Origin of the sequence: Arthrobacter dokdonellae (assembly GCF_003268655.1) — a bacterium.
In the GTDB taxonomy this organism is placed as follows: domain Bacteria; phylum Actinomycetota; class Actinomycetes; order Actinomycetales; family Micrococcaceae; genus Specibacter; species Specibacter dokdonellae.
The window spans coordinates 2,254,004-2,266,291 of sequence record NZ_CP029642.1; the positions used below are offsets into that span (position 1 = coordinate 2,254,004).

At 63.3% G+C, this 12,288-nt stretch carries 13 protein-coding genes; 3 read left to right on the forward strand and 10 right to left on the reverse strand.

Annotation, left to right across the window (positions count from 1 at the left end; translation table 11 throughout):
• Window positions 1-183: 183 nt before the first annotated feature.
• The 8 genes from DMB86_RS09970 to DMB86_RS10000 form a co-directional block, all read right to left on the reverse strand.
• Window positions 184-2,424: a DUF6807 family protein gene (locus DMB86_RS09970; RefSeq protein ID WP_113717621.1), complete on the reverse strand. Its 2,241-nt coding sequence runs from the start codon at window positions 2,422-2,424 to the stop codon at window positions 184-186.
• A gap of 40 nt (window positions 2,425-2,464) precedes the next feature.
• Entirely contained in the window at window positions 2,465-3,829 is a 1,365-nt protein-coding gene (locus tag DMB86_RS09975) for an MFS transporter (RefSeq protein WP_113717622.1), read from the reverse strand.
• Between the two features lie 318 nt (window positions 3,830-4,147).
• Window positions 4,148-4,645 carry a substrate-binding domain-containing protein gene (locus DMB86_RS09980; protein ID WP_113717623.1) on the reverse strand — a complete coding sequence of 166 codons (498 nt, stop codon included), beginning with the start codon at window positions 4,643-4,645 and terminating at the stop codon, window positions 4,148-4,150.
• A gap of 184 nt (window positions 4,646-4,829) precedes the next feature.
• On the reverse strand, window positions 4,830-5,081 hold the full coding sequence (locus DMB86_RS20290) for a hypothetical protein (protein ID WP_129545510.1): 252 nt from the start codon (window positions 5,079-5,081) through the stop codon (window positions 4,830-4,832).
• A gap of 14 nt (window positions 5,082-5,095) precedes the next feature.
• Window positions 5,096-6,097, reverse strand: a complete 1,002-nt coding sequence (locus tag DMB86_RS09985) for a Gfo/Idh/MocA family protein (RefSeq protein WP_171814443.1) — start codon at window positions 6,095-6,097, stop codon at window positions 5,096-5,098.
• Window positions 6,098-6,338: 241 nt separating this feature from the next.
• Window positions 6,339-6,524 carry a hypothetical protein gene (locus DMB86_RS09990; protein WP_236783368.1) on the reverse strand — a complete coding sequence of 62 codons (186 nt, stop codon included), beginning with the start codon at window positions 6,522-6,524 and terminating at the stop codon, window positions 6,339-6,341.
• A gap of 205 nt (window positions 6,525-6,729) precedes the next feature.
• Entirely contained in the window at window positions 6,730-7,710 is a 981-nt protein-coding gene (locus DMB86_RS09995; protein ID WP_227878738.1) for an App1 family protein, read from the reverse strand.
• A gap of 213 nt (window positions 7,711-7,923) precedes the next feature.
• Window positions 7,924-8,217 (reverse strand): hypothetical protein, encoded by a 294-nt coding sequence (locus tag DMB86_RS10000; RefSeq protein WP_113717627.1) that lies wholly within the window; start codon window positions 8,215-8,217, stop codon window positions 7,924-7,926.
• Window positions 8,218-8,571: 354 nt separating this feature from the next.
• On the opposite strand from DMB86_RS10000, the gene DMB86_RS10005 reads away from it, so the two are divergent.
• The gene (locus tag DMB86_RS10005; RefSeq protein WP_236783328.1) at window positions 8,572-9,255 is read left to right on the forward strand and encodes an SOS response-associated peptidase; all 684 of its coding nucleotides are present in this window, start codon (window positions 8,572-8,574) and stop codon (window positions 9,253-9,255) included.
• Between the two features lie 93 nt (window positions 9,256-9,348).
• On the opposite strand, the gene DMB86_RS10010 is transcribed toward DMB86_RS10005, so the two are convergent.
• Together DMB86_RS10010 and DMB86_RS10015 are read right to left on the reverse strand one after the other, a co-directional pair.
• Window positions 9,349-9,615: a GlsB/YeaQ/YmgE family stress response membrane protein gene (locus DMB86_RS10010; protein ID WP_113717629.1), complete on the reverse strand. Its 267-nt coding sequence runs from the start codon at window positions 9,613-9,615 to the stop codon at window positions 9,349-9,351.
• Between the two features lie 127 nt (window positions 9,616-9,742).
• Window positions 9,743-10,288 carry a hypothetical protein gene (locus DMB86_RS10015; RefSeq protein WP_227878294.1) on the reverse strand — a complete coding sequence of 182 codons (546 nt, stop codon included), beginning with the start codon at window positions 10,286-10,288 and terminating at the stop codon, window positions 9,743-9,745.
• A 302-nt stretch (window positions 10,289-10,590) separates the two neighbouring features.
• Between DMB86_RS10015 and DMB86_RS10020 the strand changes: the two genes are divergently transcribed.
• Window positions 10,591-11,253, forward strand: coding sequence for a hypothetical protein (locus DMB86_RS10020; protein WP_113717630.1), 663 nt, complete (start codon window positions 10,591-10,593; stop codon window positions 11,251-11,253).
• Window positions 11,254-11,382: 129 nt separating this feature from the next.
• Complete coding sequence (locus tag DMB86_RS20295; protein WP_129545511.1) at window positions 11,383-12,090, forward strand: hypothetical protein; 708 nt, start codon at window positions 11,383-11,385, stop codon at window positions 12,088-12,090.
• The last annotated feature ends 198 nt before the right edge of the window (window positions 12,091-12,288 follow it).

Consider the following 12,288-nt stretch of genomic DNA (forward strand, 5'->3'; position numbering starts at 1 on the left):
CCAGTTCTTCATGGGGGAGAGCAATCATACGGTACCGCTCCGGCTCCGCTGTGCCTGCCACGGGCTCTCCGACGATGCCCACACGTCCGCCATTGCTGCCCGTCATCTCAGCGGACGATATTGGACGGCCGACGGTGCCACGTGCCGTCCGGGATTCGGCGAAAACGGACTTGCGGCGCCTATTCACACAGTCGGTGCCATATGCGGCGGTGCAGTGGGTCCTGCTGCCGCGTCTGCCGCCGGCTTCGGTGCGGTCTTGGCGGCATCGTCAGGCTCGGGAAAGGCTCCACCGTCATGGGCAGGTTCCCCGGAAGCGCGATCGGACGCAAATCTGGCTGCCTCGGACGGAGACACCTTGCCGTCCGAGATCCACATTGTGTAGGAGCGGATAACGGAGTCCCCTGCAGCCAGTAAGACGGGTCGGTCCCAGGCCAGAGCTGAACCCACTCCGGGATAGTCGGACATCCGGACAAACCAAGGATCGCGCGCCTCGGCAGGAGCGGCGAAAACCAGGCTTGCCGGGCCCTCTGGAAAATCTGCCGTCACGGCCAGCCAGGGAGAGGCGACGCCATGGACTTCGGCTTCACCTTGGCCTTCGTCAGTGAAGACATCAGCACCCAAGCAGGCTGCGATGCGCCAGAAGAGTCCGCCGTAGCCGCTTCCGCTCGCACCGTTTGAGCCCGGGCCACCCAGCGAGGCGTCGACGCCGGCGGTCAGCTCCGATGTCAGGTCAAGTCGCCACGTCCGGCGGTCCACCAGCCGGCCTCGGGTAATGCGGCGTTCGCGCAGCAGCACCTCTCCGTCCGGTGCCTTCCAATGGAGGGCTTGGTCCAGGAGGTCCGGCCGGGACGTTGTTGACACGTCGATGATGCGTCCATGGTCCGGCCGTTCTTCATAGCGGCCTGTAGCGCGTGTGTAGGTTTTGCCGCCCCAGAAGTTGACGCCGTTTACATCCTGCAGGGCAATTCCTGCGCCAAGGTGCCAGGGGTGGTCGGCCGGTAGATGGTCGCTGACGGTGACGCCGTCGAGGGTGCGCACTGGGTGGAGGTACGGCCGGGGTGAGAGCCGCGTCGCGAGACCGGCGCCGCTTTGCAGGGTGGCCACGACGGCGAGGCCGCTGTGACTACCGTCCGGTTCACCCTTGTTGTGTAAGCGTAGGGATGGCTTTTCCACGGCGGGGGCGGCGGGCCGCGCCCAGGGCAGGCCGAGCTCGCTGAAGGTGGCGTGGGCCGCCGTTGCGCGTTCCAACGCATCTTCGATTCCGGCGACCACGGCATGGGCCGCGTCGCCGTCTCCTACCCAGAGGCGGTACTTTTCGGGGATTTGGAGTGGAGGTTGGGCCTTGCGGATGGCTTCAACCACGCGCATGAAAGCGCCGCTGTCCGAGAGCGGACTGATCAGTGCCACGCTGCGTGTCGGGCTCTGGGGGTGATGTTGCTGGCGCAGATGCTCCAGCAGGTTCTCGACGAGGTCCGTCCGGCCGAACAGCCCGTGTCGGTCGCCGGCGGCAGAGCTGACAGTGAGGCGGTCCTCTGTGTAGTGGAAAATGGCTGTGCCTTCGCTGCCTTGGAGGGTGATGTACGGTTCGACGGACTCGCTGGCGCACAGGGTGAGCGCGCACGTGATCGGCAGGCCGGTGGCGGTACGGATCCGGATGATCGACGTGTCGTCGGACTCGATGTCGTTGGCGTGGTAGAGGTCCGTTTCCACGGAGGCAAGATCTTCCGCCGTCCGTGCCCCTGCAATCCTCAACGCGGTGGCGACGGCGTGTGCCAGCGGATTGGTAGCCACTCCGTCGACGACGTCGACGCCGTTCAGGCGGCGTTTGCCTGCCCAGCTTGAGCGTTTGTAGTAGGCACGGTCACGCACCCACCGTCCGGTGGCGGCAATGCCCAGAAGGGTTCCGATCTCACCGGTCAAGATGAGGTCGCCAATGGCCTCCAACGCGTCGGACCCGAGGCTTTGGAAGCCGACCTGGATGCTCCTGCCGGCTCTATTTGCGGCGTCCTGAAGGGCGTTGAAGTCGGCGATCGAGGCAACGGGGGGCTTTTCCAGGTAAAGGTCTGCGTGGGGAAGCGCAGTGAGCGCAAGTGGCGCGTGCGTTTGAATGGGGGTTGCCACAATGACAAGGTCAAGTGCCGGGGTTTCTGCCAGCAACTCCTCCAGGGTGCTGAATATGGCGGTTTCGTGCGGGAGGGTGCCAGGGGCAGGCGGATTCGGGTCTGCGACGGCAACGAGGCTGACCAAGCCGCTGGCCTGGAGCCTTTCTAGGTTGCGGAGATGATGTGTGCCGAAACCGTGCACTCCGACCAGGGCCACCCTGGCTGCGTCTGGATGGATCCGACGGGGTGACTCCTGACCGATTTCGGAGAATGATACCACGACTTTACCCTCCTGCCCCGATGCAGAACATGCTGGCATCATTTTCCTACTAAATGGCGTTCATCTGAGTCGCCCATGCGCATTAGGAGTCTTTTCCGGACGGCGGCACCGCGACTGCAGGTGTCAGTACACCTAGCTCATTCATGCCGAGCTTGGCCGTTTCCCGGGAAAACCAGGCAGCAAGGGCTGAGATGACGGACAGGACGAGGGTGAGCCCTCCGATCACAAGCGGGACAAGCGTTGAGCCAGGGGGCGCGATCAAGGTAAAGATGCTTGGTAGGAACGCCACGAGGAGGAGCGCAATGTTCTGGGAGACGGCGAAGCCCGTGACCCTCGTGTGGGTCGGGAACAGTTCCTGAAAGAAGCTGGAGAACGATGCGTTCCACATTTGGTAGAGGACACCGAAGATCAGGATCGCCAGCACCACGGTGAGGGCGATGTTCTTTTGGCTGACGGCCCAAAGGTAGAAGAACGAAAGGATTCCGGCGCTAAGCGGGCCGAAGATCATCAAGGGACGGCGCCCTATCCGGTCAGAGAGCCTCCCGAAGAAGGGTATCAGGACGATGGCGACGAGATTCGCGAGCACGGGCATCCATAAGTAGGTGGCGGGGCTCATCTTGATCCCATACGCGGGTTGGGTTGCATAGGCGGCACCAAAGACCACCACGGTCACCCCGATGACGTTCGCCAGTCCCATGCAGATGGCCCTGACGAGCGCGCCACCGCTTTCACGAAATACTTGCAGCACGGGCGCCTTTGCGATCTGCCGTGTCGCCTTTTCTTCGAGAAATGCAGGGGTCTCCGCCACCCGACGACGGATGATGAAGCCGGCGATGACCACGATGGCGCTGAGGAAGAACGGCACCCGCCAGCCCCACGCCAGAAACTGTGCCGACGGCAGAAATGCGGACAGCGGGATGAAACTGGCCGCGGCAAGGATTCCGCCGGCCTGAGTCCCCTGCAGGGCGAAACTTGCGTAAAAGCCGCGGCGACCTTCCGGAGAGTGCTCGACGATCATGGCACTGGCGCCACCAAGTTCCCCCGCGACCGCGAATCCCTGGACCAGGCGCAGAACCACAAGAAGGATCGGCGCCAGCAGGCCCACCTGCTGGTACGTCGGCAGCGCACCGACCAGGAACGTCGAGAAGCCCATGAGCAGCATGGCAAAAACGAGGATGTTTTTGCGGCCATGACGATCGCCCAGATTGCCCAGCACGAACGCTCCGAGCGGCCGGGCTAGGTACCCCACGCCGTAGGTCGCCAGTGACGCGATGACTGCGATGGAGGCATTCCCCTTGGGAAAGAAAACCTGTGGAAAGACCAAAGCTGCAGCCGATGCATAAATCGAAAAATCGTAATATTCCAGCGCACTGCCGATCCATCCGCTCAGCGTCGCGCGTCGTGGCATCAACGGCATTGTTGCGGCTTCGGACACTTGGTCATGCATGGGATCTCCTTTGATCTTTAAAGTCGAGCGCTGAGGCCACCAGAAGACTGGTAAACGCTTTCCAATATAGAACCATGAATCGATTCAATGTGTCAATGGTCTATGTGCAAGCATTTTAAACCTAGGCTGCGGCAGCCACCAGGGGAGAAGACGCTAAGCCGGCCGATCTGCATCTGACCGGCACCCGCTAGGGAAATCCTTGATTTGGGCGCTGGACAGACTTCCCGGTGACGGTCTGCGTGCCTGCGCGCAATGGCGAGCGGCCCGCCTGGTCCAGTGGCTGAATCCGTCGTCGCGCGGCGGGCGGAGTCCGGTTCCCTAGCTGCGCACGCTGCTATGCCGGGAGACGATTTCGGGCGTAAACATGACTTGGCGATGGACGTGGTCGATTTTGTTGTCGATTTCATGGCACCGAAGTTCTGCTGGGCGTTCCCCGATGTATTGCCGGGGCTGTCTGACGGACGTATGCGGGATGCTCGACTGGGAAGCGAAGTCGACGTCGTCGAAGCCAACTATGGCAATATCTTCGGGAAAGCGGAGCCCGTTGGCGGTGAATGACTCCAGGAGACCGAGCGCCAGCTGGTCTTTGGCAGCAAATGCCGCGTTGGGCCGCATGGTCGGCCGAAGACCGCTGGTCAGTTCGCCGATCTGGTGTCCTGGCTCAAACTTGAGATTTAATGTCTCAAAAATTTTGACGGTGACGCCGACTCCCTTGGCGGCATGTGCGCCCCGATAACGGCCTTCGACCTGTTGGAGTGTGAAGGGGCCGCCGGCGAACGCCGGACGGACCGGCCCGGCGTCCAAGAGGTGGGCCATGGCTGCCCTGCCACCGGCGACTTCGTCAACCGAAGCAGAGCAGAAGTGCGCCGCACCTGCAAGCCGGACAACGAGAACGGACGGTATCCCTCGGAACGCATCGCGTCCAGCCGTTGAAGGACATATCCGAATGGAGTGATCAAGACGTCTTGGACCCGTTGCTGTTGGAAGAGGTCCAGATAAGTCAGTTCCCGTCCGCTTTCTCCGGCACCGTCGGCGACGGTAAAGGAATGTTTGTGCTTGTCGGCAATATTCCCGGCACCGAGAGCCACAACGGTAAAAGCAGGGAGGTGAATCGTTTCATTACGTCGGTTGCGATCCGCCCGATATCCTCAAGCGGCAGGCTCGCAGTGGTGAGCGCCGGCCGGAAGGTGCGATCCGCTTCGAGGCGCTGGTGCGCATCTGAATTCGACAGCGATGGTGCGCTTGAGAGCATCCGTCTTCCTCTCCTTAGGCCAGGAGCCCGAAGGCGGCACCCCCGGAAGCGGCTGATTCGCCCGCAGCCAGGGCCAGGACAAGCGCTGCGCGGCCATCATGGAGTGTGGCGAGGGGCTTTTCCTCGCCGCGGGCTACCGCGACCAGGTGCTCGATTTCACGACGGTAAGCAGTACTGTACCGTTCGGCGTAGTGCGTGATGAACGGATCGCCCGCATGAGTGCCATACCGGTTGGATGCGGTCACCAATGTCGGAGTGGGATTCCGCACGGCCAGCGTCCCGAGGGCACCGAACGCCTCGGTTCGTTGGTCGTATCCGGTCGCGTTGCTGCGGGAATTGACGATGGTGACGAGTGCGCCCGAAGTTGCCGTGAGCGTCGCCACGGCCCCAGTGGCGTGGCCCAGGGCGCCAAGGTCCGGATCTGTCGTCTGACTGGATGCTTGAATGGAAACGATGTCGCCCACGAGATGGCGTGCCATGTCGAAATCGTGGATCATCATGTCTCGGAAGAGGCCCCCCGATGTCTGTACGTACTCCAGCGGCGGTGGCGCAGGGTCGCGACTGATGATAACGAGTTGTTCCACGGCTCCTATCTCCCCTGCGAGTATTCTGTGGTGCACGGCGGCGAAGGATGGATCAAATCTACGGTTGAAGGCGACCACCACCCGATCGGAAGCCTGGCCGACATCGTTGATGCATTGATCCACTCGGTCCAGATCGAGGTCCACCGGCTTTTCGACCAGGACAGCCTTGCCGCCCTCGACAGCCCGCACAATGTGATCGGCGTGGAAACGGTTGGGCGACGAAATGACCACTGCATCGATATCCCGGCGGGCAAATGCGCCCTCGATGCCGAGGTGCCCGGCGCCGTACCGAGAGGCCAACGAGTCCGCGCCTGAGCCCCCTGCCACACCGACCAATCGCGCTCCGGGGGTCCTGGTGATATTCCTGGCATGGACCGATCCCATCTTCCCGGATCCGATCACCGCGATCCGGATCTCCTCGGGGCGGGTCATGAAGAAGCTACAAGCTGGATACGAAGCGCGTCCTTTGTCGATGGATGATCCCGTTCGTTTTTCTGGGGTAGTGACATGCCGTGGAACGCTGGCCCTTCTTCGAATTTGCACTCCCGTGCTGCGACCGCCATCTGCGACCCTCCTGATGTTTCGACTTTCTCGATGGATCACATGCACGGTGATGTGGAAAGACCCCTTCACCGCAGGTTCTGAAGGTGATGCCGCACCACACGACAGGCTGTTAAAATTCCTCGTACTCATTGGGGTCCTGGTGCCAAATCCGACCCTTGTTCAACGCTGTTATGGACTCCATCTCGAGCTCGCCCAACTCAAAAGCGAATATATTCAAATTCTCGCGCTGGCGCGTCGGATCAGCCGACTTTGGTATCGGAACGGCTCCGAGTTGCACGTGCCAGCGCAGAATCACCTGAGCAGGGCTGACCCCGTGTACGCACGCAATGGCGGTTATGGTCCGGTCCTTCAGCAAGTCTCCGCCGCGCCCGAGAGGGCTCCAGCTTTCGGTGACAATGCCATGGCCCGCATGAAAGTCCCGCTGGTCCTGCTGGGGAGCCGATCCCGGCGACGGTCGCGGACATCCTCCGGAATCGTCCCGGGCTTCGGGAAGGCCGAGCTCAGAGAATACCGGCGTCTTTCAACTGCGCGGCGAGACCGGCTCCGTCCGGCGCGGACACCCAAGGCACCGCGCCATGATCGGTGGCGTGGACGTCCTCGTGTGCGCGGCCACCGGCCAGCAGGGCCTCGCCGGCGGAGAGCTGGCGGATGGCTATCGCGGCTGTCTGCCCCGCGTGCGCGCGGGCGAAGTCAGCATAAATTGCCGGGTCGTGCTGGCCGTCGTCGCCCACGAGGAGCCACCGGACGCCCGGGAACTCCCGGGCGAGCCGTTGCAGATTGTTGTACTTGTGCTCCCGTCCACTGCGGAACCAGCGCTGCCGTGTCGGTCCCCAGTCGGTGAGCAACAGGACGCCTTCCGGATACAGATTCCGCGCAAGGAATCGTGCCAGGGCCGGTGCCACATTCCACGGCCCGGTCGACAAGTAGAGCACCGGCGCTTCCGGGTGCCGGGCAGCGATCCGGTCCAGCAGGACCGCCATGCCCGGGGTCGGCGTCCGTGCCCGCTCGCTCAGGACCAGTGTGTTCCACAGGGCCAGCAGCGGCCTGGGCAGTGCCGTCACCATGACGGTGTCGTCGATGTCGGTCACGATGCCGAACGTGGCTTCCGGAGCTACGACCAGGACTCGGGCCTCGGCGGGGGCCGTGTCCGGGCTGCGCAGAGAGACGGGGTGCCAGCCCGGTGCGAGGGAAGTTTCCAGGACCACGTCCACGAGTCCACCGGCGTCGGCATGCACTGGATGGATGACACCGCCGATTTCCACCTCGACCTCGCTGTTCCGGACGGGCACGCTGGTGAAGGCCCGCCAGCCGCGGACCTTGTCCGTGGTGGCAGCAGGCTTCGTGGTCGTCAAGACGACCCGGGCGAGCACGCGCACCCACGTGGTACTGCCGTAACCGGGGTAGGCGACGATGGTGGGCGCGAAGCCGGCGGCTCTGGCCAACCGCGTGCGGACCCCATGAGCTACGTCGGATATGTGCATGACCGAAGCGAGCAGTGCCCTCGCTGGCGGCTCATACACGGAACTGCGGTCCTGCTGATCGGGAGCGTCCTGCCGGCATTGGTGCGGAGTCGGGGCCATGCCTCCACTTTCCCACACAACCCGGACAGCCGTCCTGCAGCCCCCGTCATCCGGGCCGCCGCATTAGGCGGCACGTCCCCGCTCAAGGGCGTGTTTCGCGTTGTCCCTCCGCGATTACAGCGGATCGGACGCGATTCCCCGTTGCTCGGCGGCTTCCAGCCATGCGGCGTATAGCTCCGCGCGGGCGGCGGGTATCACTGCCTTTTCAAACACGGCGCGCTCCCATGAGTAGGCTGGCGGGCGGTGCGCCCAAGCCTCGCTCAGGGCCAGCTGTGCCGCCTCGAAGCGGGGAGACGAGACGGCTGGATACAGATCGTCCGGCACCATGATGCCGGCACCGTCGCCCTCGCCAGCGAATGCGCCTGAACTTGTCGTGCCTGCAACGAGTGCAGGATACCTGTGTGCCACGGCGGAGACCTTCTATTCAATGACTGAATCCACGCTGAATATCCTATGGACAGGCTATGAAAAACCCTGAAGGTTGGCACGAGTGGTGGCTACTCGACTTCCGCGTACTCGAGCGGCGCCGGGGACGCACTCTACTTGCTCTATCCAAGTGGTGTCAACAGCAGCATGAGAGGGATCGGTGGCGGCAGGGTGAGTTGCCTTGTTGCAGGGTTGGTCGAAGAAAAGCGTGTAGAGCCGAAAGGTGTACTACAGGGCGATGTCGCACGGTGTGTGGGCCAGGGGGCTGTTTCGCGACAGGAACGCCTAGCGACACGCACCCGCCGCGGCTAGGCTCACCGTATGTGTGGACGATTTGTGGTTTCCAAAGCTAACAGCGACCTCGTGTCGGCCTTCGAGATTGACGAGGTCGTCGCTGAGGATTTGCCACCGAGTTGGAATGTGGCACCGACCGACCCGGTGCGGATTGTGATTGGCCGCGGTCTCCAAGGGCAGCCGTCGCGGCGGCTGGAGACGGCCCGATGGGGCCTCGTGCCGGTCTGGGCCAAGTCAAGGAGCGTCGGCTCACGAGCCATCAATGCCCGCTCCGAAACGGTTCTGGAGAAGCCGATGTTCCGGTCGGCCGCGGTCAAACGGCGGGCCCTGATCCCGGCGGATGGGTATTACGAATGGGAAAAGCGCGGCGCGGAAAAGATCCCGACGTACCTTCACCCCGAGAACAACGAGCTGTTGGGTTTCGCTGGCCTTTATGAGTTCTGGCGCGATCCCGACGTTCCTGAAGGACATGAAGGGGACTGGCTGATGACGATGACGATTCTGACCAGGCCGGCCCCCGACGCGCTGGGCCACGTCCACGACAGAACGCCCGTGGTCGTGCCACGGGACATGCTGGGCGACTGGCTCGACCCGGCCTTGACGGACAAGTCCGACATCCAATCGCTCGTGGATGCCATGCCGGATCCGGTGTTGGTGCCGCGCGAGGTCGGCAAGGGCGTCGGCAACGTCCGCAACGATTCACCGGAGCTGATTGAACCAGCCTAGGAACAGTCCGGGCTTCTGCCCCTTGACCCCCTCGGGTGCACGAAACCGTCCGCGGACAGGCACTGCGTCGCGGACGGCACGTCCCGATGCCCTCTACACCCGGCTTCTGCGGCCGGCAATAGCGCCGTAGATCAGCAGCACGATGATGGCGCCGAGGATCGAAAGCAGCCAGGTCCGAATGTTGAAGAAATTGCCGAGGCCGCCGCCAAAAATCAATGACCCGATCCAGCCACCGAGGATTGCGCCCACGACGCCCAGTACGAGTGTGAGCAACCAGCCGCCGCCCTGCCGGCCGGGCAGGATCGCCTTGGCAATGGCTCCTGCGATGAGTCCGAGAAGCAGAAATCCGAGAATCCCCATGACTGCACGTCCTATCGGTAGAACGGTCGCGGAAGGTGACCGTGCTCCCGATCTAAACAGCATGGCCGCTGACATTCAAGACCTTTTGATGAGGCAGTCGCGATGGCATGATGCCGCTTACGCCGGTTCACTCCGCAGGCGGTGCAGGAGTAGGGCCACGTGGAGGGAGGTGCGGGATTCGGCGTCGTCCAGGTCGGCGGCGAGCAGCTCCTCCAGCTTCGCGAGCCGGGCGTAATGTGGTCGGCCGGCTGACGTATCCGTTGCGGGCCAGGGCGGCCTTGTTCCCGCCCGATTCGAGGTAGTGGCCGAGCAGGTCCAGGAGCCCGTCCCGGCCCTTTGCCTCGGCGTCGAGGATGCCTGCGAGCTCGGATTCGGCGAACTGCTGCAGCCCGGCTTGCGCCCGGTGGGTGAGTTCGCGTTGGTCGCGATCTGCCAGGCGGTTGGTGGCCAGGGTCTGGGCGGCACGTTCCAGGACTGTGGCCGCCAGCTCGTCATCCCGTGTGTTTGTGGGGACCACGAGCCGTCCCCAGGGCTGGCTGCGCACGCCGACGGGGACTTGCAGCCACTGTTCCTGGCCGGTGCGCGCGGTCCGGGCCGGGAAGGGCGTGGTGCGGGCGGTCCGTTCCCAGTCGCAGGCGGACCAGCCGCCGGCCGGTCCCCACGGACCCTCCACTCAGGACCATGGCCAAGCAGTGCCGCCACCGGCAGCCGGCTGGTTCCTCGCGAGCCCGCCCTTGCGCTGCTCTGCCAACCGGGGACTATGATGCAGGAACAGCAGTGGATGCCGGGCCGGCAGCCCGGGATTCCATTGTTCTTCAACTGCCTCAAGCAGCGGGGGCGGACACCGTGGCTCAACCCCGTGCCCGTTCAGGTCTGGCGCCGCCGTCGAGCATGCGGGGCCCCGACCGGGAATCAGCGCGAACGGCAAAGCCGAAGTTGCCGCCGGCCCCGGCGTCCGCGGCCGAGGAGGAAAGAATGAGCACCAATCCAGACATGACGCCCCGTGATGGCGCCGATGACAAGGACGGGCCGCGCGCGCAGTCCCGTCCCCGGGCCGGACGTGACCGCGAAAGCGTCGTGGGCCGGGAGGTGGAAAGGTATGGCGGCGTGAAGGTCGGCTCGGCCTTCTTCGGTTGGCTCACGGCCACTGGGACCGCCGTGTTGCTCACAGCCCTTGCCGCTGCTGCCGGGACGGTGGTGGCTCTCGCCACCGGAACCACCACCGATCAGGTGGCGGGAGCTGCGAGCAAGAATCCCGCAACAGTGGGACTGGCCGGCGTTGTCGTCCTGATCGTGATCATCCTCATCGCCTACTACTGCGGTGGTTATGTTGCCGGACGAATGGCACGCTTCAACGGAATGAAACAAGGGCTCGCCGTCTGGCTGTGGGCCGTTGCCATCGCCATCGTCGTCGCGGTGGTCGGCGCACTTGCCGGATCTCGCTTCAACATTCTGGCCCAGCTCAACAGTTTCCCTCGGATTCCGATCGACGAGGGAACCATAGGCCCCGCCGGCATTCTCGCGGTCATCGTTGTTGCGGTCGCGGCCCTGGTTGGCTCGCTGCTGGGCGGCATGGCCGGCATGCATTTCCACCGCAAAGTGGACAAGGCAGGGCTGGACGACGCAGGGCTGGACTGAGCGTGCCGGGCTGCCGCTATATCGCCTCGAGAACCGTTGACCCGGAATGATGCAGGTGGGATGCTCGTCTTGGCTGGCACGAGGCGTACGTGGCTCGCGCATCGGGATTATTCAGCGAAGGTGATTGGTGTGGAATCGTCAGAACGGGCAATGCCTGCAAAACCTAAGAAGCGTTCGTGGTGGATAAGCACTCATCACGTCGTCCATTGCTATCCAAATTCCGCGGCTGACTGCATCGTTTCGTCGCTGTGGGAAACGTCGGCAGGAGTTGCGGAATCTTTTCACGATGCTGAACTTGTGAGAGCCACGAGTGAAATAAACACTATTCTGGCGAAAGCTGGAGCGGCAAGGGAAGAGGGCAGGAACCTGTCCTTTGTTGTGGTTGCGAACAGGCCGTTCCTCGTCTGGACGACTCCGAGTGCGGAGGGCCCTGATGAACCTGGGGCGCTTGGTCCCAACGATGATCTTGACACGATAAAAAAGGCGCTCGGGCTCAAGATGGAGAAGCCGGTCAAACCGCATAAGCGCTCGTGGGTACTTGGTCCGGTCACTCACAAGATTTATTGCTTTGCGAGCCCCGCCGGCGATTGCCTTGTCCACGGATTGTGGGAAACCGCGGACGACGCGGTGGCGTCATTTCACGACGCCGGGCTGGCGCGGGCAACGAGGGAAATCAACGCTGTCCTGAGCGGCGTCAATGACAAAAAGGATCGCAGCAGGAACCTGTCCTTCATCGTGGTTGAGGGCAGCCCTTTCTTGGTCTGGACTGAGCCTGGAGCGGTTGGCCCCGATGACGACGCCGAGACGGTGGCAGGGGCGCTTGGGCTTAAGAGCTAGAACCACCTGATCCGCGATGGCTGCCGAGAGCCCGTGGGGGTGATGCCCCCAGATCCCAGAGACTTCCCTGGCGGGGATCTGGGGCCGCGGCCCTCCTCTGTTATTTCTTTTCTTCGAGTTTCAGCGCGATTCCGAGAGCAAAAAACGTCGGCGCCCAATGGCCGACGAAAATTCCCCATCGGTCGGATTGCGCCTTGG